Below are 21,933 nucleotides of genomic sequence, written 5' to 3' on the forward strand. Positions count from 1 at the left end.
AGCAAGAGTTTGGATCTCATCCAGTACATCATTATAAGTTCGGTAACCGTCAATACGGGTATCTCGCAATTGGAGATTATTCTTCAGACGATCTTCAGTCTGAGTTATGATTGGTTCATACCCCAAGTTCTGAAAATATTGTAACTGGTCTCCACTAACTACCAAATCAAGATACTCACCAGGTCGATATGAAGAAATATCATATTCTTCTTTTAAACAATAGTTGACTAACTCCTGGTCGGGTTCCAGAAAACGAATTACCATTCTTTCCGTGCTACTTATTTGGTTAATACTGAATAGAGATAACACAAACAATGTTATCAAAAAAATGTTCCAAAATTTCATTACATCCTCTCTATTTTTTTATCTAATCATTTACATAATTCAAGTCAAAATTCACCTCTATTTCTTAGAAAGAACGAGCAAATAAAGTTGAAGTTTCTTTTCAAACAAAAAGATTATCAATGTATAAGTCGAGTATTAGGGCTTAGTTGTACTTTTTATGCAAAAACAACAGAAATAATTAATCTTGTCTGTTATCCCTGAGTTAGAATCAATGTATAGCTCCGAGTTCTTTAACACCTTCCCAGCGCGGATCACCGGGTGCTTTTTGCAGCAATTCTTGTCTAATCGTCTCATACTCTTCTATTCTCTGGTTCTTTTCATAAAGCTCAAGCAGAAGAAATTTAACATCGAGAGAATCAAGCTCTACATCCGGATCTTCAATATCTTTACCGTAATATGAAAGTCCGATCTTTAACGTTTCCAGAGCATCGGTATATCTTTCCATCTTCTTTTGGACAAGAGCCAACCAGACATAAGCGTCATAGTGTTCTATTCGCGTTTCTATAGCATTTCTGAGGGCAATTTCCGCCTCTTTCAGATTATCAGCATAGAAATAAGCTTCACCTTTATGTCGCCATGGACAAGACCATTGAGGAGCATCATCGTTGATTATGCTATAGATCTCAATGCTCTGTTCGTATTGATTTAAACTGAGCAGGAGGTTGGCAAATTGGAATTTTGTACCTAATGCCAAAGAATCAATATTATCATGCAAAAACATAATGTATTTATTCAATTCCAGATAGTGTATGTAGGAAAGTAGCAGTGGAATTTGGTAATTCTCAGGATCTAATTCCAGCTGAGAATGATAATAGTTGATTGCATTGATCATGCTCTCTTCTGTTCTTTCCTGATTGAATTCCATAAACTTTTGCATCACATTTTCTTCGGCATTTAAACTCCATACTGCAATCATTACAACTACGATAAATAATAACTTCCGCATTTTAGTTACTCCTTTAGTATCTATATCAATTGTATAGTTCTCTAACTCGAAAAAGGTTTAGAGTAAAAAATTATGTTTTGAAATAAAAAAGACTACTTTTCTAACTCTTCAGTAATATCTTCTTCTTCCATTTGTTGGAGCATTCTTTGGTACTCCTGATTTATACGGGCATCGATTCTATCGTAAATATCGTCCCAATCTTCTCCTAACTCTTCTGCCTTTTTTAAATACGTATCAGCGTCATAACCGGATCTCTGTGCTACTTCATCAAGTAGTAAGTAAGCATAGTCCTCTTGCTCAAGATCCATTTCTGTTGTTTCTCGAGCCATCATTCTTTGAAAAAATTCTTCAGTATAATCCTCTGAGATTTTTTCATAATCTGCATCACTCATCTTGCGAGCACAACTCATCAGCGAGAAAGCAATCAAGATTGATAATGCAATAAGTAGTAAATAACTTCGTCTCTTCATATTAACCTCCCGGGTTTAATGTACAATAAATGCTGGGCGTTGTTGTTGCCCAGTAGCAGAAGGTTCAATTAATGATACTTTTTCCCCTTCTGCCAAGCCCTCTATTATTTCAACCTGTTGAAAATCGTTTATTCCTGTTTTTATCAAAGTACCAGTTGAAATGGAATCATTAACTACCTTATAAACTATATCCTGTCCCTCTTCATCACTAAAAATCGCTCTGATGGGAATAACAATTATATCTTCTTTGGTTTCTCCAAAAATTGTGACATTAGCAGTCATACCGGGCATTAGTGGGGTTTCCCTTTCAATGATTCGGATTTCTATAGGAAATACCTTAACATTATTTCGTGTAACAGCCATAGCTCCAATCTTCGATACTACCCCTGTAAAGGTTTCATACGGGAAGGCATCTACTTGTATTCTGGCCTGTTGGGTGAGATATACTTTGGCGATATCCACTTCATTGATGAAGGAGTTAACTACCATTTGATTGAGATCGGCAAGCTTAACGATAACTGTACCGTCAGAGAAAGAACTTGTACTAGATATGACCATCTCTCCCTCCTCTACCATCTTCTGGATAACGGTACCGGAAGCAGTAGAGAAAATGCGGGAGACGTTACCTTCAGTATCTATCTCTTGAATGAGTTCAAATTGCTGTAATGCACTTTGATAATTTATAGTGGCTGTTTCTAGATCATCAAGAGCATTATCAACTTCATCTTTGGCAATAAATTGTCTTTCAAAGAGAGTCTGTTTACGATCATAATCCTTTTGAGCATTATCTAATCTGATTCTGGATAGATGAAGATTGTTTCTAATATTGGCAATTTGGTTGGCCTGATTAAAATCGGGTTCAATCTCAGCTATGATGTCCCCATTATTAACAAAGTCACCTTCATCAACAAAAAACTTGATAACTTTCCCACTGATTCTCGACTTAATATCGATTTCGCGTATAGGTTGAATTTCACCTGTCTCTTCCAGAACTACACTAATAGACCCTTTTCTAACTTCTACAGAACGAACCGTTTGTTGATGTTCGCCGGTCTGTTTCCCTCTGAAAGCAAAGCTAATAATGACAATAATTATGATAATAATCCCAATAATGATCAAGAATTTTTTCATTTGAAATCCTCAAGATTTAATATATAACCATCAATAAATTCATCACCATCTGTCAAGGATTCTACGAGATAAAAAGAGATTTATCTCTTCCTGCTTGATCAATAATTGATAATAACGAGAACTCAAATCTATTTCTGCTTCCAGATAGTCACTAGTGACCTGATCAAGTTCTAAAAGACTCATTATTCCAAGATTGAACATCTCCTGCGCCATATCAAGATTATCTAAAGCGAGTTCATATCTTCGTTCAGATAAACCGTATATTTTGTTCTCATTTTCCCATTCTCTCATCAATTGTCCGAATTGGCGTTCTTTACTATTAGAGAGATAATCATACTGCATCTCCTGTATTCTGAGATTTCTTTGATTGCGATAATAGACCTGCCTATGTTGCAGTTGATTGAAGAGAGAATATGAAGCATTAAGAAAAAGGGTGTATGAATCCCGATACTTATCAAAAGCAAAAAGATCGTCTGAATATGGTAATCCTGGGTAACTATAATTATAACTGTATGAGATACTTAAAGATGGTAGAAAGTCTAATCGTGTCTGCCAGAGTGAAATAGAGCTTTTTCTTAGGTTATTCTCTGCCTGAATTAGAGCTACTGGAGACTCGTATTCATATTCCACTTCTGTTATGCTCAAGATCGGTTCACTCAGATCATAACCCAGATCTTCGATGTTAAGATAGAGAAAGAGATTTTCTCGAGCTTGTCGATACTGAATATCAGCGTTTTCTAATGATATTTGGGCATTGATTAAAGCTATTTCGCTCTGTTTCAGGTCTATCAGTGCTCGCTGTTGTTGGTTAAATAACAGCTCAACCTGCTCATAGATCTTTTCCTGAATTTCCAGATTAGTTCTCTGTATTTCTACTCGTTTGACTGCTTCCAGTACTCTGATATATCTGCTGAAGATCTCGAAAACGGTACTTTTACGATTCTCTTCAATATCTAAGCGGGCATTCTGCCAATCAATATTTGCTCGGCGCCAATTAAAATATGTTGGTTCATTAAGAGAGATGCTCTTGGAGAGATAAAAACCAGCACTTTTAGGTTGATCATCAATTAAACTTCGGCTCGCACTGACAGAAGCGTTTGGTAAAAAATCCAAATAAGTTGATAATAAGGAAGAATAGATGTTCTTATTTTGTAGCATTTCTGTTTGAAAAGGGATTGATTGCTGTAATCCTAGCTCAATCAATTCATATAGATCATATTGGATCTCTTTGGCAGATATCTGACTCGTCAGAAATATAGAGAAGAGAATAATGGAAGCAATCGATAAGTTTATCAATCTTGTTATAGTCATTGTTGTAGATCTCCTTGTGTTTATCTGATGATTAAATAGATGATCATATTAAAAATACCGGTGAAAAAGAAGAATATTAAAGAGAAGTAGAGCAAATATCTATAGATATATTTGTTATAATACGCTTTTAGTATTGAAATATCCCCCTTTCTCTCTAAAAGAACTATGTAACTTTCAATATTGTATCTTTCCATTAAATAGGGAATAAATGTTCTTATGAAGTAACGAGTGAGTTCAAAGACAATCTGAGCGACCAGGTTTTGGATATTACGCTTAACAAAATGAGGTAAAAAACGATATTCATCGAGAAATTTCATTCTGTCCCAAATTTTTGTATAGATATCATGTTCTATTTTTGATATCCTGCTATCTGTCTCGAGATTTTCACAGTCATTTAAGAAATCGTGGAGTAATTTGTAGAGCTTTTGTATGATAAGATTTTTTAGATAAAAGATAAGACCCGGAGTTAGTGGAATATGAATCCGGCCTATATAGATCTTTTTTTCCGGATAAAAAAGAAGAGATCTCATAGTAAAGACAAGGAGATAACCCATACCTAGGTTTAAAAGTACAAATAGTAAAGCTTTGAGAAATATCATGAACTAACCTTCATAAAGGTTACGGGGATGAGAAAAAAGCAAAAAGTTTCGAATGGTACTCATAAGATTAGAACCTACCAGCAGCTCCGCCTCCACCACTGGCTCCTCCTCCAAAACCGCCGAAACCACCAAAACCGCCGAAACCGCCTCCGCGCGAACTTCCTCTGAAACCTCCTCCTCCAAAACCACGACCAGACATTCCAAAGATAAACAACCAAGGAATGATCCGACCTTTAGTAACGATGATCAGGAAAATAAAGAAGGCTAGTACTACTAAACCCGATAGGGGGGAGACTTCCTCTTCACCTCTTAAATGTTCAAAAGCTGCCAACCCTGTCAATTCGACATTATACTCTCTGGCAACTAGAGAAGCAATAGCAGCAACCCCACTCAAAATCCCTTGATCATAATCATCACGAGAAAGACTAGGTACAATGTAAACATCTCTAATTTCACCAGCCATTCCGTCAGGGATAAACCCTTCAGCACCATAACCGGTTTCGATCCTTACCCACCGGTCTTCAACAGCTACTAAAATCAGAGCACCTTCATCTCTGTTAGAGCCAATACCCCATCTCTGATAAAGAATATTAGCATAATTATTGATATCTTCACCTTTTAGACTGGGAATGATCGCAACCGCTATCTCGAAGTTTGTCTTTTCTTTTACCTCTGTAATAAGATTGAGCAGTGTTCTTTGTGTTTGCGGAGTCAGTTTTCCCACATAATCATTTACCCATCCTCTTGGTTCAGGATACGTAACAGCATTTAACTCGCTGGGTAGCAAAAAACAAACCGCTATAAGAATTAATATAATTAACAAAAGAGGGTATTTGATTCTACTTAACATTGTTCAACAGGTGTCCTAATTTATTTTTCTTGGTCTTTAAATAATTTTCGTTTTCTTTATTCATATCAATTTCAATGGGTACTCTATCTTTGATCTGCAGATTGTATCCTTGTAAACCAATCAGTTTTTTAGGGTTATTTGTCAATAACCTTATGGAAGTTATACCTAACTCTTTCAATATTTGTGCTCCAATCCCATAATCCCGCAAATCTGCCTGAAAGCCAAGTTCAATATTTGCTTCAACCGTATCCTTGCCCTGATCCTGAAGATGATAGGCCTTGATCTTATTGATTAAACCAATACCACGCCCCTCTTGTTTCATATAAAGTATTACTCCTTTACCCTCTTCGGAGATCATTTTGAATGCTTTGGCTAATTGAGCCCCACAATCGCAACGTAAAGAGTAGAGGGCATCTCCGGTTAAACACTCAGAATGAACACGCACAAGGACATCATCCTGCGGTTTGATCTCACCTTTTACCAGAGCAATATGATATTCGTCAGAGATTGTACTCTTGAAAGTTAAGATTTGGAAATCACCATAGCAGGTCGGCAACTTTGCTTCAGCTACTTTTTCTACAAGAGATTCTGTCTTTCTCCGATAGCGGATAAGTTCTTCTATGGTAATTATCTTGAGATTATGTTGCTTAGCAAAAGGTATCAGGTCGTTGAGTCTAGCCATTTCTCCATCTTCTTTGATGATTTCGCAGATTGCTCCTACTGGTTGTAAACCGGCAAGTATCGCTAAATCTACTGCTGCTTCAGTATGTCCGGCACGTTTAAGGACACCACCTTTCTCAGCCATGAGAGGGAAAATATGACCAGGTTTTACGAAATCAGAAGTTTGGGAATTAGGATCTGAGAGCAAACGAATAGTATGAGCTCTTTCTGCTGCAGAGATCCCTGTAGTAGTCTTTTCTTTGGCATCAACAGATACGGTGAATTTAGTATGATGTCTGTCAGCAATTTTATCAGTCATTAAGGGAATATCAAGCTCATATAATCTCTCAGCCATCATTGGAACACAAAGAAGACCTTTCCCATAGGTGATCATAAAATTAACTTTTGCCGAGTCTATTAGCTCTGCTGCACCGATCAAGTCTCCTTCGTTTTCTCTTGCTTCATCATCCACAACGATGATCAGATTACCCTGTTTTATCTCTTTAACTGCTTCCGCTATAGTAGAGAAATGCTTATCCATTTAATATTCTCTCTTCTTAACTATCTGTTTTGTCTCATAAAAAAGCTAATAGATCTGTCATATGTCTTTTCATCTTTATCAGAAAAATAGCAAGCAGGTAGCTGGTTCATACTTCGATGATAACTCATACACTCACAGCAGATACCTTTTCTGGAACAGGGATAAGAGCAGTTGCATTTCTTGAGATTTTGTTCTTTGTTTTGACACTCCATAAAAAACTCCTTAAAGTTTGTTGTTCATGAATGTCCGGTTGCTAACTTAATACCATAATTATTTGTTAGTTAACAACTTATGGGATCATTCGTTCATTATTCTAATCATAAACTTTCTTCTAAACAACCTGTATTTGTCAAATGTTTATTGGTGAAGCAAATGAGTCGGAGGATACTTGATTATCTTGTATTATTACAGAGTATTATCCAAATTTGGAATATAGGTCTCAAATTGTGATGCCAGCCAATCTATCATGTTTTTCATGTCAGTAGGTAAATCAATTTCTAGATCTATAACTTGTTTGGTGATTGGGTGGATAAATGTTAATCTATAGGCATGTAGAGCTTGCCTAAGCAAATGTTTATCAAAATAGGATGATACTCTTTTTCGAAGATGAATTGGTAAATGGGACATCTTCTTATTCTTACCATAAACTTCATCACCGGCAATGGGACAATTAATGTAATCAAAATGTACTCTTATCTGATGTGTTCTGCCCGTAACAGGCATAATATCAGCCAAAGAGAAAAACTCAAATGTCTTAAGAATTCGGTAGTTGGTTATGGCTTCTCTTCCTTTTTGAGCAACCGACATTTTTATCCGTTCTTTTTTATTTCTATTTATGAGGGTTTTAATAGATCCTTCGAATGATTTAGGAATGCCAATCAATATTGCTTGGTAATGCTTCTTGATCTTTCTCTCCGAGAAAGCTCTACTGAGTTTCGAGAGGGTTTTATCATCTTTGGCAACAATCAACAGCCCGGAAGTATTTTTATCTAAGCGATGAACTATCCCGGGGCGAGCAGGATTATCCAGATAGGGCATATTTTGTCCGAAGTGGTTTATAATAGCATTGACAATAGTGCCAGAGGATTGATTTGGAGCAGGATGTACTGATATTCCCGGCGGTTTGTTGATTATAGCTAAAAAATCATCTTCCATGACAATATCTAATGGAATTGGCTCTGCTTTTATCTGCTTTTCTATCGGAGGAGGGATTTTGATATCAATAACATCGTTTTCATTCAGCAAATAGCTTTTCTTGATTTTTTGAGAATTGACAGTTATTTGGCCGCTATCAATGAGTTTGTTAATAAATGAACGGGAGTAGAGCTCTTCAATACCTAATTCAGCAAGGTATTTATCAATTCTTAGAACAGTCTTAGAATCATAAATATATTTCATATTTTATTTCTGTTTCTCTGTCTCTTCTCTCAACTTCTCCACCCCTTTTTTCTCAAGATTAAAAATACCTATGACGGCACCGATAAAATTACCATTAGCATCACGAACTAATTCGTCACGAACTGTGATATGTCTTTTCATTGAATCCATATAGAATTGCTTCTGTCTTGCCTTAGACTGTGTTTTAACAATGCTGGTAACGTAGTTCTTGATATTGTTGTCTATTTCTAAGCCGAAGTTTAATTCGATAATATTACTATCCTCGGTCATAGTTGGGAAGTGTTCTTTTATCAGATGGTTTGTATAGATAATATCACCTTTTTGATTCACTATCATAAAACCATTTTCAGTGAGATTTAGCAAGGCAACTATTCTGCTTCTCTGTTCTTGAATTTTCTCCTTCTTCATACCATCAAATTTAAGTATAATAATCAGCATCTTTTTTATCGAATCAACGACTTCAACTAACTCCTTATCGTATGATTTACGGTATTCTTCCAGATCTATACTCTGGTTATAGCTACCTCGAGAGATTTCATTGATAATACTTTCAACAGCATTGAGCATTTTCTTCAAGTAACTGGGGAGAAAAGAGATCAGGATGATCACTAGAAAAGTTTGTGCTAAAAGAAAGATCAACATTATTGTAGAAATTTCTCTGACTGTTAAACTAATCTCTCTCGATTGATTAATAGTGATGCTGACAAGAACATATTGTATTAGTGCTAAAAGTAGTATTATAAACAAGAAAACAGATATTCTTTTTTTTATTGATATCTTCATATTGATAACCCCATATCCGGTGTAACCTCTTTGATAAGCTCACTAACATTAGTTGTTGGTCCAAGTAGAATAAGAACATCCCCTTCTTTGATTACATCATTGGCACCTGGTAAATCATTTACTTTAGTTTCAATTATATTCTCGCCATCTTCTGCAACTCGCATATCTGTATATTTAATCGCTACAACATGGATATTTTTCTCATTCGGAAGATTGAGTTGTTGCAGTGTTTTACCGATATAGAAATCGGGAACTGCTAATTCGGTAATACAGTGTCCGGAACTGAGATTAACATAGTTCAACACATTAGGTGAGAGCAGGGTATGAGCTAATTGTTCTCCCACAAGTTTTTCCGGGAAATGAATATTTTTGACCCCGATTATTTCTAAAATTCTGGCATGTAATTGACTATCAACCTTAGCATGAATATTAACAACACCCAATTTCTTGAGAATAGCACTTGTTAAAACACTGGTCTCAACTTCTCCTACAGCCAATATGACTACGTCAACATCAGTAATACCGATATTTTTAAGTGCCTGCTCATCAGTACAGTCCATCTTCACAGTAGCAGAAACTCGTCCACGTAATTCTTCCAGTTTCTTCTCATCATTGTCGATGGCTATTGTCTCAGAACCGTTTTCAAATAAGGTTGTAGCTACTGTATATCCGAACTTACCTAAACCAATCACGGCAAATTTTCTCATCTTTAATATCTCCTGTTTATCGAAAATAGATTACTAAGTAATAACAGAGTTTTTGTCAATATATCAATTCATTAACCAACAGATACCTTTTCTTCCGAATACATGTAATCTGTTTGAACTTTAGCTCTGGAGAGGGCGAAGATGAAAGTTAACGGTCCTATTCGACCAAAATACATCAGGATAGTTATCAATATCCGTCCTGTCTGTGAAAGATAGGGAGTAATACCCATAGACAAACCAACGGTACCAAAAGCAGAAAAAGCTTCAAACATAATATGTTCAAAGGCAAAGGGCTCAATAAGCATTAAGAAAAAGATGATTATGAATAATAACAGGATAGAAATAGCAATCAACGCCATAACTCGTTTGATAAGATTGTCGGAGATCTTTCTTTTAAAGACGATAACATCTCTGTTACTGGAGAGAATTGCCATGACAGAGAGAATTATTACAGCAAAACTTGTTGTTTTAATACCGCCTCCGGTAGAACCGGGAGATGCACCAATAAACATCAGCACCACAGAGATAAAAACAGAAGACTTACTAAATTGAGTCACATCGACAGTGTTAAATCCTGCAGTACGAGTTGTAACAGATTGGAAAAGGGAACCAAAAAATCTCTCTTTCAAAGAAAAAGATTCCATAGAGTGATTATATTCCGAAACAAAGTACAAGAAAAAGCCCAATAAGATAAGAGCTATAGTAGTTATTAAAACTAATTTAGTGTGGAGAGAGAAACGAACTGGACGAACCTTATCGAGCAAATTTCTCTTTATATCAACTAATACACTAAATCCTAATCCTCCAAAAATAATGAGTAACATCATTGTGATGTTGATTCCAATATGGCTTTTATACAAGGCAAAACTATCGGGATTAAGACTAAAACCGGCATTACAAAAAGCAGAGATAGAATGAAAGATGGCTGAATATACAGCATTAGATGTTGAGTCGTATCTGCCTGAAAATGCCGAATATAAGAAAATAGCACCGATAAACTCAAAGATAATCGTTACTAGCACAATATTTCTAATTAATCTCAACATATCAAAACGACTTCTTTCTTCAAAGACGCTTTGCATGATCTTTTCACCGCGGAAAGTTAATCTCTGACCAGTTAGAATAGCAAAAGAAGTCGATATTGTCATGATACCCAGCCCACCAATCTGGATCAGTAACAGGATAATGACCTGACCAAAGAGAGTAAAATGAGTTCCGGTGTCATAGACAATCAGTCCGGTAACACAGGTAGCCGAAGTTGAAGTGAAAAGAGCTCCGACAAAATTAGTGCTATTACCTTCTGCAGTTGATATGGGCAGTAATAAAAGCAGGGTTCCGATCATGATGGCGATAAAAAAACTAATCAAAACGAAAATTGCTGCATTATCAGTGATATTCTTGAATCTCTTCCATTGATAGATATTCTTAGTGTATCTATGCCCTAAAATAACAATTTGTCTTCCAATAATAAGTAATTGAAAAATATAAGGTTGCTGGCTTAAACTCAATCCCAGTAATATTAAGATTATATCAGGGATACGAGTTCTCAAACTTAAGATCGAGAATCTATTAATCATTATATGGCTGATAAAATTAACTATCAGCAGATAAATGGTCAATTCTGTATAAACACTGTTAATATAAGGATAAGAAGGTAGTTGATTGAGGTAGTTATAGAGAATAAGCAGAACGACATTTATTATCGCATATATATTGAGCAAATTATCGGATAAGTAACCTATCCCTTTTAGGAAACGCCAATAACTATTCTTCATCTATCTTAGGGTAAAAAGACTTATCATTTTTCTAGATTGATACTTTCGGTCAAATTCCGGAATATTGTTTCGGGAGGATCCGAAGCATCTATATGAACGAGCTTACTTCTCTTTTTGAAGAAATCTATCAATGGTTTTGTCCTTTCATGAAATATATTTATTCGTCTAACTATTGCCTCTTCGTGATCATCATTTCTTTGGATCAGTTTTCCACCACAAACATCACATTTGTTTTCATTTTTAGGGGGTTTTATGAGCAAATTATAGTCTTTTCCACAGTTCGTACAAACACGTCGGGCAGTGAGTCGTTTGATTGCCGTATCATCGTCTAAATCAAAGAATATAGCATAATTGACCGGAATCCTCTCTTCCATGTATTCTGCCTGTCTTAATGTTCGCGGGAAACCATCAAATATTATTCCCTGAGCTTCAGGGTGTAAAATATCTTCAATAAGGGTAAAAATATACTCATCAGGCACCAATTCTCCCGCCAACATATATTTTGTGATTTTGTTGCCCAATTCTGTTTTTTGAGCCATATTCTCACGGAGTAAAGCTCCGATACTAATATGATCGAAATCATATCTCTTTTTTAGTAATCCCGCTTGCGTTCCTTTTCCACTTCCCTGAACACCAAAAAAAACTAAGTTCAGCACTATAGCTTCCTCCTTCTCCAGATACCTTATCCTAAAAAAAGATATGAAATAGAAATCATAGTAAAAAGTCAAGATATTTTACGGACACTTTACTGGTAGTTTTGCCCGATAATATTTAAAGTAACCTAACATTAGTCTCATTTTTTTTACTGGATACCAGTCATTCTAGTTAAAAACTTAAACTTAAGCGTTATGATTATTTTCTTTGACAAAAGGATTGAAATATATTACAGGATTTAACTATATCTTAGTTACAAAGAGAGGACGGAATGGATACTATAAAGCGGAAAGATATCTCTAAAAAGAATAAGAAAAAGGTTAAGAAGTATTCTTACTGGGTAATTGTCGTTTCTATCCTGATCTATACACTCTTTTTTACGAGATATAATCTCTTGAGTTATTGGCAGACAAGACGTGAGCACAAACTATATCAACAAGCAATAACTGAAGTCAGATTAGATAATGAAGAATTGAGAGAAAAGATCGAAAGACTCGAGAATGATCCGGAAGCGATAGAAGAAGAAGCACGGGAACTTGGAATGAAACGGATAGGCGAAACGGTAATAATCATTCGTGATAAAGAAGATTGATTGTATTTCTTCTCGAGATCATAGAAACTCTCAATGCAAAAAATACTCTTTGTTGCTATTAATGCTAGGTATGTACATACTAATCTTGCCTTGCTTTACTTAAATCAACTAACCACCACAAAAGCTGAATCCTCGATTGCTGAATTTAATATCTCTCAAAGCTCTTATGATATTTTAACAGCTATTGATGATTATCTACCTGATATAGTTGGCTTCTCTGTTTACATCTGGAATTCTAAACTCGTTAAAGAAATCCTAAACGACATAAAAAAAGTGCTTCCCCGGATCAAGGTCATCTTAGGAGGTCCGGAAGTCAGTTATAATCCTCAAGAGTGGTTGGATTCTTATAGTTCAATTGATTACATTATAACCGGTGGGGGAGAGCAGAGTTGGCAACATCTATTAGATCAACAATTTGACTTACCTGATAAAATTGTTCATCAAAACAATTATTCTATAAATGATATACCTTTTCCATATTCTGAGAAAAACATTGCTTCATTTAAAGATAGAATAATCTATTACGAAAGCAGCCGAGGTTGTCCTTATAGCTGCACGTATTGTCTCTCTTCAAGACAAGAGACCTCTTTAGAATTAAGGGATCTGCATCTCGTAAAGAAGGAACTGGCTTTCTTTATTAATCAAAAAGTATCTCTCGTTAAATTTGTTGACCGGACTTTTAATGCAAATGCCGAACATGCCCGTAGTATTTGGTCTTTTCTGATGGATAAGAAACCGTTTACCCGTTTTCATTTTGAGATTAACCCCTCTCTTATCACAGAGCAGGATATCGAAATACTCCAAAAAGTTCCGAGCAATCTTTTCCAATTTGAAATAGGTGTGCAATCAACCCATACCGAGACCTTAAAAGAGATTTGCAGAAGTGGTGAGTGGTATCTTATAAAAGAAAATATAGCTCGTTTAATCCGAGAAACTTCTATACCGATCCATCTCGATTTGATATTTGGTTTACCCTATGAGACTTATGATATAGCTCAGAAATCATTTAATGAGATCTATTCACTGCAACCCGATCACTTTCAACCGGGAATGTTAAAAGTACTCCCCGGCACGGTTATGGAAGAAAAAGCCCCAACCTATGATCTAGTTTATCAGCAAGATGCACCATATAGGATATTAGCTAACAGGTGGATTTCTTTTACTGAGTTAAACACTCTCCAGAAAATCGAACATCTGGTGAACAATCTTTATAATTCTCAACGTTTTACCAGGACCTTACAGAACTTGATCAAACTGGTAGATAGCCCTTTTGATCTCTATTTAAAGCTTGTGAAATTCTGGGCAGAGAAAAATGTTCCCCCTTGGCAGAAAGATTGGGTAAAGACTGCCACTCTAATAGGAGGATTCACTTCTTCATACTACAACTCCAATTACGAGTTCATCTTAGATTGCTTGAGATGGGATTTATGCTCAAGTTCAGGGTTGCAATATTACCCTGACTTCTTATTAACACCTGAATTAAGCAGAATTCAAGGTCTCTGGAAAAGATATTTAAAGCAATATTTAGATGATCTTTGTCTGGAATATGAAGTTGAAAAAAAACAAATTCACAGAGGTAATCTTTTTGTACCACAAACCGAAAAATTTCAGAAACAATATCTGATTCATAAAAATGATGTTATCTTATTCATTAAATACCCACACAATGTGGTTAGTGAAATCATTATTAACTTTTCAAAAATATCAGACATGTAAAAAGGAGGTCTATATGAAGAAGATGATTTTATGGGCGATATTAATATTGATCATTATCATTGCTATCGGAATATTGTTCTATCTGGGCAGGCAAACTCAATCACCTGACGTTGAACCTATAGAAGAACAAGAGTATTATTATGACCATCATAATGCACGTAACTCTCTCGATTATGCCGGAAGATACAGCGGAGTGTTACCTTGTGCTGACTGTGACGGTATTTTGATGAATCTTGAAATTACTTATGATAGTACTTTCGTGAAGAACTATATCTATCTGGGAAAAGGAGAAGGTGAAGTTTATGAAGCACGCGGTTCATTTGTTTGGAATGAAACAGGAAACACGATCACTCTACAAGGGGTAGAGGGAGCTAATCAATATTTTGTCTCCGAAAACTATCTGATCCAACTCGATCTGGAAGGTAAAAGAATTACCGGCGAATTAGCCGATATGTATATATTAAATAAACAAATCGACTTAGAGTAAGAAGAAATTCGAACTTAAACCCTGATTGGTTGTATAGTTCCCTGATTTAATTTGAGTGCTGGTTCTCCGCGAACCATCATTATAATGCCGAGCTCTTTCTGACATTGCGGGCAGAGGGGCTTACTCTGTGTTTCATAACCTTTAATCCCGACAAAATCCTCTTCTAATCTATTAACAAAACACTTGATGATCTTGCCTTTTCCAGCTTTATAATAGCGAAACAGCCTGAAACCACATTTACAGTATATAGTGAGTATCTTTCCGGTGTGCATCAGTAATAAACTTCCCCTTTATATATTACTCTATCCATAGATCATATATCGGATTCAAGGAAAGATTGTCAAGCTTTGAACAAGCAGAGATATACCATTAGGGAGTCCTATAGTCGGCTCCCGACCGACTATAGGATTCCCTAAGGGTAAAAAAAGAGATATACTCAGAATTAAAATATCGATGCGTAAAGATAAATCACCTGTGCAACAGATAAGATTAGTAGATACAAGTTCGCAGGAAGATTTCAATCATAAACAACTAAGAACTGATCATCTAACCTAAGTCAAGTGATCACATCTTAGATAAGCTTCGTTTTATAAACCCTAAGTTCTTTTTCAAAAAATCATCTACCGCTTCTCTACCCAAGTTATCAAGTGATATGTGTTTTGCTTGGGCAATTTTCTTGAAATCAGACACCGTATTCTCGTTAAGTCTGAATGTGATCCGACAATTTCTTTTTTTCTTAGCCAAATTCTGCGGCGTAGATTTTCGTCCATGCAACATAATAAACCTCCTGACAAATTGAAAAATAAAAAGGACTCTTTATAAAACTAATATAGTTTTTTTTAGATTTTTAGTCAACTAATATTTCAACTTGCCTTTTATTTTTAATTCACATGATCTTTTAGCTTATGGGATAGTTATAAGTGGATTGTAGTAGTTAGAGATGATATTAATAGATTTCGTTACCAATAATAAACCTTTACATTTAAACCTCAGAGAAAAGATTGTCTCAAATTCAAATTTAAAGGAACCCCATGTGATTAAATTCTCACAAATCGTTATGCCTGAGCCGATACAACGTGCTGCAGCAGATTTAAATTTTACCAATCCTACAATGATCCAGGAGCAGGTGATCCCTTGGTTACTGGAATCAGAACAGGATTTGATAGCTCTTGCCCAAACCGGCACCGGAAAAACCGCTGCCTTTGGATTTCCAACCCTTGCTTTGACCAATATCGAGGTCGATGCTGTTCAAACACTTATCTTATGCCCAACCAGAGAGTTGTGTCTTCAGATATACAATGATTTTATTGATTATGCTAAATATCTTCCCCGCATCAAATGTGCTGCCATCTACGGTGGCTCTTCAATCAATAGACAAAAAGATGTTCTTAAAGCTGGTGCTCATATCGTTATTGGAACTCCCGGCAGAGTTTATGACATGATCAGACAACAGGTTCTCAAGATAGATCAGATCAGTCTTTTAATACTTGATGAAGCTGACGAGATGCTGAATATTGGTTTTAAGGAGGATATTTTTAGTATCATGAGTCACAGTCCTGAAGAGAAGCAGATCCTGCTTTTTTCAGCCACTATGTCCCGCGAGGTCGAGAAGTTGGCAAAGACTTTCATGAAGAATCCTCATCGTATCAGTGCCGGCAGTGAAAACAAGGGAGCAGATAATATCCTGCACTATTATTATAAAGTTCAGGCTCGTGATAAATATCTCGCTCTCAAGCGGATAGCCGATATGAATCCCAAAATCTACGGTATTGTTTTTTGCCGAACCAGAAAAGAGACCCAAGAGATTGCTAACAAGCTACAACATGATGGATACAATGCTGATGCCCTGCATGGAGACCTGTCACAGGGGCAGCGGGAAATGGTTATGGACCGTTTTCGCAGAAAATATGTCCAATTGCTAATAGCAACCGATGTAGCAGCTCGTGGTTTGGATGTGGATGATCTAACCCATATTATCAATTATCATCTTCCCGGAGAACCGGGAGTCTATATCCATCGGACAGGAAGAACCGGTAGAGCCGGAAAGAGCGGTGTTGCCCTTAGTATTATCCACAGTAAAGAGATCGGACCAATGAAAACAATAGAAAAACGGCTCGGAAAAGAGATCGTTCTCACTCCTGTACCGAGTGGAAGGGACATCTGTGAAAAACAGCTATTTCACTTGATAGATAATGTTGAGCGGGTAGAGGTTAATAAAGAGCAGATTGAGTCCTTCTTACCAAAGGTGTATAAGAAACTGAGCTGGTTAGACAGAGAAGAGCTGATCCAGCGTTTTGTCTCGGTAGAGTTTAACAGGTTTCTCAGTTATTACCGGGATAATCGTGACCTGGAGACAGTCAGAGCTGAAAGAAAAGAGAGAAAACAAGAAAATGTGGTCCTAAAGAAATTCCGATTGAGTATCGGTTCAAACCATGGGCTCACCAAACGTGAACTGATGAGATTGATCAATCGTCTGAGGGTGGCGAAGAGTATCGAGATAGGTAGAATTGATATTACCGGTAATCAGAGTTTCGTCGAACTCGATGCTCGATACGAAAGTTCGTTAGTAAAAGCCCTCAAGCGCACTAAATATCACGGAATATCTATTAATGTTAATGTATAAAGAATATTAAACTAACTCTTTCATTTGATGATTATCTGGTTGATAAGATCAGAGGTTATTGGTTAGATACTTGCAAAGACGACACTTTACTTTTATGACTTTGTACTGCTCTTGAGCTTGAATAATGAGAAGTTAGTATTTTCTTGACCTACGATAAATCTGAAGAATTCTGTAGTCAGGAGTCATTATGCACAAAATCAAGTTGTTATTAATTATTTTAGTTATTGTAATCACTGGCTGTAAAAATGTAGAATCTCGGTCTTTTTCAGAAAATTCAACAACAGATTCTACTGGTTCAGTGGTTTATTTCACACGCGAAATCAGTTCTGAGGCAGTGCAAAGGATTTATAGCATGATAGAGGGGGAGTTAGAAGGGGAAATTGCCATTAAAGTTCATTTTGGAGAAGATAGAAACCCGAATTTCCTTCCGGCACATCTGATTAAAGATCTTTGCCTAAAGCTGGATGCTACTCTGGTAGAGACCAATGTCTTGTATGGAGGACCAAGGGGTAGCACTGAATCTCATATTGCCCTTGCCAGGCGGCACGGGTTTGATTTCGCTCCCATAGATATTCTGGACAGTGAAGCTAATATTGCTTATGATACTCAAACAAAACACTTTAGCAGGGTCTATACTGGCAGCCATTTTCCCAATTATGACGGATATTTGATCTTCTCGCACTTCAAGGGGCATGGTAGTGCTGGTTTCGGTGGAGCTATTAAAAATGTCTCCATGGGATTAGCTTCCAAAGAGGGGAAACGTTTCTTACATCGTGGTAATTATCCAATCTATGATGATTCTAAGTGCATCGAGTGCAATATCTGCGTAGAAGCCTGTCCGGTAAGCGCTATTACGATCAGACCGGTAAATATCAATCATCTCGATTGTATCGCCTGTGGAATGTGTATATCTGTCTGTCCGACCGGTGTTTTTTATCAACCCAAGAGCGAAAACAGGCAGGATGCTTTTCTGGAAAGATTGGTGGAATATGCTCAGGTACTATCTCAAGAACGAAAGATGGTTTATATCAATGTTTTGGCAAATATCAGCAGGAGTTGTGACTGTGTTCCTAATGCACCTGGTCCCTTCATGGATGATATTGGGATTCTCGCTTCGACCGATATAGTAGCTATCGAAGCAGCCAGTCATGATCTGATCGATCAGGAACATGACTGTGAAGATACTTTTCTGCAAGTTAATGCTGTCAGTGGTAAACATCAGATCCGATATGCCCATGAGCTGGGACTGGGTAATATGAATTACCGGCTGGTGGATATTGATGAAGAATAACAGGAGAGAGGATAAAAACAACGGAAAGTTTTACATGAACTCGACTAAGAACCGTGAAAAACTCTTCTCTATTACTGCTTCCGAACCCGGTTATGCTATCTGAAAAAAGTATTTAATTTCTAAGAAAAAACAGGGGCATGTAAAAAAAAAACGAAAAAAACTTGACATATTTTGGATATTAAAAAATACTTGCCACATACAAAAAAGTATAGATCTTTTATGTTAAGTTTAGGTGAGAGATTTTGCTCGATTTAAAAAAGGAAAAGATCGAGGAGTTAAAGGCAAGAGTAATTAGTTATTTTTTATTTTTTTTCATGACGAACTTAATATCGTTAAGCAAACTCGCGCTAGCGAAGATCAGAGAGTTAATGTCGCTATTAGGAACAACTAATTAATGAAACATGTTGATTCAAGTTTTGTATTTATTATGAATGATCAAGCAAGATATAATGCGAGATCAGAGTTTTTTTTGTTATAAATTGATCGAATTTCAAAGGAGGTAAATATGAAATCGATTTTTAAATTAATGTTTTTATTAAGTGTTATGTTGGTTGTCCTTGTTGGATGCCAAAATATGCCGAATCTTACAGAACCGCAATCTTATGAAACCGGCATTCTTTATTCCGCAAATGCAAGAGAGATTGTACCTGCTGAATATCCGATATGGGCAGGTCAAAACATCCTTGCAGGTACTTTATCGATTTATAATGATGATGAGTATCTTTGGGTAACATTTAGCCTGATAGACGGTTGGTTATTAACTGAAACTCATGTTCATGTTGCTGCAACATTATCAGGAATTCCACAGAATCATAATGGAACACCCATTCCCGGGCATTTTGATTACAAAGAGGTACACAATTATTTAACTGAATATACTGAAATAATTGATCTGTCTCTTTATGATTTTGAGTGCGAGCAGACCATAGTAATTGCTGCTCATGCAGTAGTTGTAAAATTAGGTGATGATGATGAAATCATTGAAAAAGAGACTGCTTGGGGTGGCGATGAACCTGGTCCAGGACCTCGTTGGTGGTTCTATGCTGAGTACACAATACAATGTAATGGTAATGGCAACGGTGAAGGAGAAACTGCATATGGTGGAGATTATCCTGGTGGAGGAGCAGCTTGGTGGTATTACTTTGATACGGAAGGACCAGCAACTCAAGCTATTTATGCCGGACAAAATCTTATCCCTGGTGCCAGTGTTACTTATGATGATGGTTATTTGATAATTAACTTAGGTCCCTACATGAGTTTACAAGCTGGTTCAGAACCGGTCAAAATTCAAGGTTATGCCGAAGGAGATTTACCGAGTGTAAGACCACCTTCTGGTTTATTTACGACATATAAAGGAACTGATCTAACAGTAATGGTACCTTACTATCGATACTATGTAATTCACTTAGATGTTTTAGTGAGTGGTTTACCGGGAGCTCAGGGAGCTAAATAATCCTGGTAGATTAGAACAATAGCTCAATTCTTAAAAGTTAGAAGTTGCCATACCTCGGTATGGCAACTTCTTTTTTTGAGCATATCTTAAATGCGTTTAATGATCTTTATAGGACTCCGTCCTATTTGTGGCAGGGATTGTAATATTTAGTCTATATCTACTGTGCGTAACCGACGATAATTATATTTCCATCAGTGTATGTCTTAATATTACCGACATCAAATCTGTAATTATCGCCATCCCAAGTATTTGATGGCAGATTAGTACCATATACATCAAACTCTGAAAAGCGGTCTAAACTGCGGGGATGATTATAGGGATTACCTGTACCAAAACTGATCGTAGCGATTTTAATGTTCCTGTTAAGAGTCGCATTAAGAAAATTGGCTGTAGATGAGGAATTACTACCATGATGTGCTACCTTCAGAACATCAGCAGATAAATTAAAATTGCTGTTAACCAGATAATTCTCTACCTGACTTTCTATGTCACCGGTCAGTAAATATGTAACATCACCGTATTCTATCCGTAAAACGATGGATTTGTTGTTTTCTCCGGAATAGTTACCCGGTGGATAACCAATATTCAATATCTGGAAACTAACCTCCGAGTCAATATTGAGATAATCACCAACTTGGTAACCTAATGTGTTATTGGGGCGTAATTGCTCATTAAAAGGGTAACCAAAATGATTTCTGATATTTGCTAATCCACCCCAATGGTCCATATGATTATGAGTTTCAATAAGATATGTAATCTGTTGGATATTTTCACTGATAACATAGTTCAACATAAAGGGATATCCGGCACCATGCCATTCCAGATAAGGATTGGCAAAACTCGGTATATAAGTACCATACCCACCGTCAACGACGATAACATGCCCTTTGGGTGTTTGGATCAATGTTCCGTCTCCCTGAGCGACATCAACAAAATCTACTCGTAATAGGGGATAGGTATGGTTTGTTGAGGTGAAGAAGAACAAAGTATCCAGCAAAGTATCTGCCCCAAAGATCTGCAGATCGAAAATATAATCGATACCACTTGCTTCAACTGGGAGAGGCATGACAATGAAATCTCTCAATTCACCGGTAGAATATGATTCAAAGAGGAACCCGTTACCGTTTTGAGGTTGATACGTGAATTTAACATCAACCGGTTCAGTAGTCGACAGATGAAATCTGTTCTCATGGATGAATAGCTCCGTGATGAGCATATCGGCATGAGCAATGATCCTGAAGCGGTATTGATCACCATCAAAACTCTCCTCTTCTGCGCCGGCATTCCAGATGATATGTTTGCCTGCTCCGGCATAAATATCTTGCCCTACATCTCCGGACAGAAGTTCGGGATCAGGAATAAATTCAAAAGTATCTCCACCGTTATCAGAGAGCAAGAGACTGATCTCTGCCTGCCCATTATTAGCTACATATAGATCATAATAGATATCAACAAGCTTACTCCCGTCGGTTCTTTGAGCCACACTGGTATTGGATATTATTGGTGCTGTTCTATTATTTGTCAGGTTTTCAAATAACTCTGCAAAAACGTAACCACAAAAGAGAAAGAATAGTAAAATGATTAAAAAATTTCTCAATTAT

General features: G+C 36.6%; 22 protein-coding genes. 6 read left to right on the forward strand and 16 right to left on the reverse strand.

The features are described 5' to 3' along the window. From K0B81_06540 to K0B81_06600, 13 genes are all read right to left on the reverse strand, one after another. Nucleotides 1-345, reverse strand: a 345-nt coding sequence (locus tag K0B81_06540) for a hypothetical protein (protein MBW6516255.1), incomplete at its 3' end; no start/stop codon positions are given. A gap of 208 nt (nucleotides 346-553) precedes the next feature. Then, nucleotides 554-1,291, reverse strand: a complete 738-nt coding sequence (locus K0B81_06545; protein ID MBW6516256.1) for a hypothetical protein — start codon at nucleotides 1,289-1,291, stop codon at nucleotides 554-556. Nucleotides 1,292-1,383: 92 nt separating this feature from the next. Further along, nucleotides 1,384-1,761, reverse strand: coding sequence for a hypothetical protein (locus K0B81_06550; protein ID MBW6516257.1), 378 nt, complete (start codon nucleotides 1,759-1,761; stop codon nucleotides 1,384-1,386). A 15-nt stretch (nucleotides 1,762-1,776) separates the two neighbouring features. After that, a complete protein-coding gene (locus tag K0B81_06555) occupies nucleotides 1,777-2,892 on the reverse strand; it encodes an efflux RND transporter periplasmic adaptor subunit (protein MBW6516258.1) in 1,116 nt (371 codons plus the stop codon). A gap of 42 nt (nucleotides 2,893-2,934) precedes the next feature. Then, a complete protein-coding gene (locus K0B81_06560; protein MBW6516259.1) occupies nucleotides 2,935-4,203 on the reverse strand; it encodes a TolC family protein in 1,269 nt (422 codons plus the stop codon). Between the two features lie 20 nt (nucleotides 4,204-4,223). Next, nucleotides 4,224-4,520 (reverse strand): hypothetical protein, encoded by a 297-nt coding sequence (locus K0B81_06565; protein ID MBW6516260.1) that lies wholly within the window; start codon nucleotides 4,518-4,520, stop codon nucleotides 4,224-4,226. 349 nt (nucleotides 4,521-4,869) lie between these two features. Continuing rightward, nucleotides 4,870-5,640: a TPM domain-containing protein gene (locus K0B81_06570; protein MBW6516261.1), complete on the reverse strand. Its 771-nt coding sequence runs from the start codon at nucleotides 5,638-5,640 to the stop codon at nucleotides 4,870-4,872. A 1-nt stretch (nucleotide 5,641) separates the two neighbouring features. Then, nucleotides 5,642-6,853 carry a bifunctional 3,4-dihydroxy-2-butanone-4-phosphate synthase/GTP cyclohydrolase II gene (locus K0B81_06575; protein MBW6516262.1) on the reverse strand — a complete coding sequence of 404 codons (1,212 nt, stop codon included), beginning with the start codon at nucleotides 6,851-6,853 and terminating at the stop codon, nucleotides 5,642-5,644. Nucleotides 6,854-7,258: 405 nt separating this feature from the next. Continuing rightward, nucleotides 7,259-8,251 (reverse strand): RluA family pseudouridine synthase, encoded by a 993-nt coding sequence (locus K0B81_06580; GenBank protein MBW6516263.1) that lies wholly within the window; start codon nucleotides 8,249-8,251, stop codon nucleotides 7,259-7,261. 3 nt (nucleotides 8,252-8,254) lie between these two features. Continuing rightward, nucleotides 8,255-9,034, reverse strand: a complete 780-nt coding sequence (locus tag K0B81_06585; GenBank protein ID MBW6516264.1) for a hypothetical protein — start codon at nucleotides 9,032-9,034, stop codon at nucleotides 8,255-8,257. After that, a complete protein-coding gene (locus K0B81_06590; GenBank protein MBW6516265.1) occupies nucleotides 9,031-9,741 on the reverse strand; it encodes a TrkA family potassium uptake protein in 711 nt (236 codons plus the stop codon). The genes K0B81_06585 and K0B81_06590 overlap by 4 nt, the downstream gene beginning before the upstream one ends. A gap of 71 nt (nucleotides 9,742-9,812) precedes the next feature. Further along, nucleotides 9,813-11,516 (reverse strand): TrkH family potassium uptake protein, encoded by a 1,704-nt coding sequence (locus K0B81_06595; GenBank protein MBW6516266.1) that lies wholly within the window; start codon nucleotides 11,514-11,516, stop codon nucleotides 9,813-9,815. A 23-nt stretch (nucleotides 11,517-11,539) separates the two neighbouring features. Continuing rightward, nucleotides 11,540-12,172, reverse strand: a complete 633-nt coding sequence (locus K0B81_06600) for a nucleoside monophosphate kinase (GenBank protein MBW6516267.1) — start codon at nucleotides 12,170-12,172, stop codon at nucleotides 11,540-11,542. A gap of 269 nt (nucleotides 12,173-12,441) precedes the next feature. Between K0B81_06600 and K0B81_06605 the strand changes: the two genes are divergently transcribed. Genes K0B81_06605 through K0B81_06615 form a run of 3 tightly spaced genes read left to right on the forward strand, consistent with a single transcriptional unit; the run spans nucleotide 12,442 to nucleotide 14,965 of the window. Then, complete coding sequence (locus K0B81_06605) at nucleotides 12,442-12,762, forward strand: septum formation initiator family protein (GenBank protein MBW6516268.1); 321 nt, start codon at nucleotides 12,442-12,444, stop codon at nucleotides 12,760-12,762. A gap of 33 nt (nucleotides 12,763-12,795) precedes the next feature. Further along, nucleotides 12,796-14,478 (forward strand): B12-binding domain-containing radical SAM protein, encoded by a 1,683-nt coding sequence (locus K0B81_06610; GenBank protein ID MBW6516269.1) that lies wholly within the window; start codon nucleotides 12,796-12,798, stop codon nucleotides 14,476-14,478. A 13-nt stretch (nucleotides 14,479-14,491) separates the two neighbouring features. Further along, entirely contained in the window at nucleotides 14,492-14,965 is a 474-nt protein-coding gene (locus K0B81_06615; protein MBW6516270.1) for a copper resistance protein NlpE, read from the forward strand. 14 nt (nucleotides 14,966-14,979) lie between these two features. Here the strand turns inward: K0B81_06615 and K0B81_06620 are convergent, their stop codons facing one another. Continuing rightward, nucleotides 14,980-15,237, reverse strand: a complete 258-nt coding sequence (locus tag K0B81_06620; GenBank protein MBW6516271.1) for a hypothetical protein — start codon at nucleotides 15,235-15,237, stop codon at nucleotides 14,980-14,982. A gap of 292 nt (nucleotides 15,238-15,529) precedes the next feature. Beyond that, nucleotides 15,530-15,742: a hypothetical protein gene (locus K0B81_06625; GenBank protein ID MBW6516272.1), complete on the reverse strand. Its 213-nt coding sequence runs from the start codon at nucleotides 15,740-15,742 to the stop codon at nucleotides 15,530-15,532. A 280-nt stretch (nucleotides 15,743-16,022) separates the two neighbouring features. On the opposite strand from K0B81_06625, the gene K0B81_06630 reads away from it, so the two are divergent. From K0B81_06630 to K0B81_06640, 3 genes are all read left to right on the forward strand, one after another. Continuing rightward, the gene (locus K0B81_06630) at nucleotides 16,023-17,588 is read left to right on the forward strand and encodes a DEAD/DEAH box helicase (GenBank protein MBW6516273.1); all 1,566 of its coding nucleotides are present in this window, start codon (nucleotides 16,023-16,025) and stop codon (nucleotides 17,586-17,588) included. 187 nt (nucleotides 17,589-17,775) lie between these two features. Continuing rightward, nucleotides 17,776-18,879, forward strand: coding sequence for a DUF362 domain-containing protein (locus K0B81_06635; GenBank protein MBW6516274.1), 1,104 nt, complete (start codon nucleotides 17,776-17,778; stop codon nucleotides 18,877-18,879). Nucleotides 18,880-19,384: 505 nt separating this feature from the next. Beyond that, nucleotides 19,385-20,332 (forward strand): hypothetical protein, encoded by a 948-nt coding sequence (locus tag K0B81_06640; GenBank protein MBW6516275.1) that lies wholly within the window; start codon nucleotides 19,385-19,387, stop codon nucleotides 20,330-20,332. A 157-nt stretch (nucleotides 20,333-20,489) separates the two neighbouring features. On the opposite strand, the gene K0B81_06645 is transcribed toward K0B81_06640, so the two are convergent. Continuing rightward, complete coding sequence (locus K0B81_06645) at nucleotides 20,490-21,929, reverse strand: MBL fold metallo-hydrolase (protein ID MBW6516276.1); 1,440 nt, start codon at nucleotides 21,927-21,929, stop codon at nucleotides 20,490-20,492. Nucleotides 21,930-21,933 lie beyond the last annotated feature (4 nt).

It is taken from the genome of Candidatus Cloacimonadota bacterium, assembly GCA_019429305.1.
GTDB lineage: Bacteria > Cloacimonadota > Cloacimonadia > Cloacimonadales > JAJBBL01 > JAHYIR01.

Coding starts and splice junctions, on each gene's coding strand:
- K0B81_06615 (MBW6516270.1), top strand. CDS start 14,492: ATGAAGAAGATGATTTTATGGGCGATATTAATATTGATCATTATCATT.
- K0B81_06605 (MBW6516268.1), top strand. CDS start 12,442: ATGGATACTATAAAGCGGAAAGATATCTCTAAAAAGAATAAGAAAAAG.
- K0B81_06575 (MBW6516262.1), bottom strand. CDS start 6,853: ATGGATAAGCATTTCTCTACTATAGCGGAAGCAGTTAAAGAGATAAAA.
- K0B81_06565 (MBW6516260.1), bottom strand. CDS start 4,520: ATGAAATTTCTCGATGAATATCGTTTTTTACCTCATTTTGTTAAGCGT.
- K0B81_06610 (MBW6516269.1), top strand. CDS start 12,796: ATGCAAAAAATACTCTTTGTTGCTATTAATGCTAGGTATGTACATACT.
- K0B81_06620 (MBW6516271.1), bottom strand. CDS start 15,237: ATGCACACCGGAAAGATACTCACTATATACTGTAAATGTGGTTTCAGG.
- K0B81_06640 (MBW6516275.1), top strand. CDS start 19,385: ATGAAATCGATTTTTAAATTAATGTTTTTATTAAGTGTTATGTTGGTT.
- K0B81_06590 (MBW6516265.1), bottom strand. CDS start 9,741: ATGAGAAAATTTGCCGTGATTGGTTTAGGTAAGTTCGGATATACAGTA.
- K0B81_06625 (MBW6516272.1), bottom strand. CDS start 15,742: ATGTTGCATGGACGAAAATCTACGCCGCAGAATTTGGCTAAGAAAAAA.
- K0B81_06595 (MBW6516266.1), bottom strand. CDS start 11,516: ATGAAGAATAGTTATTGGCGTTTCCTAAAAGGGATAGGTTACTTATCC.
- K0B81_06560 (MBW6516259.1), bottom strand. CDS start 4,203: ATGACTATAACAAGATTGATAAACTTATCGATTGCTTCCATTATTCTC.
- K0B81_06635 (MBW6516274.1), top strand. CDS start 17,776: ATGCACAAAATCAAGTTGTTATTAATTATTTTAGTTATTGTAATCACT.
- K0B81_06585 (MBW6516264.1), bottom strand. CDS start 9,034: ATGAAGATATCAATAAAAAAAAGAATATCTGTTTTCTTGTTTATAATA.
- K0B81_06545 (MBW6516256.1), bottom strand. CDS start 1,291: ATGCGGAAGTTATTATTTATCGTAGTTGTAATGATTGCAGTATGGAGT.
- K0B81_06630 (MBW6516273.1), top strand. CDS start 16,023: ATGCCTGAGCCGATACAACGTGCTGCAGCAGATTTAAATTTTACCAAT.
- K0B81_06580 (MBW6516263.1), bottom strand. CDS start 8,251: ATGAAATATATTTATGATTCTAAGACTGTTCTAAGAATTGATAAATAC.
- K0B81_06550 (MBW6516257.1), bottom strand. CDS start 1,761: ATGAAGAGACGAAGTTATTTACTACTTATTGCATTATCAATCTTGATT.
- K0B81_06555 (MBW6516258.1), bottom strand. CDS start 2,892: ATGAAAAAATTCTTGATCATTATTGGGATTATTATCATAATTATTGTC.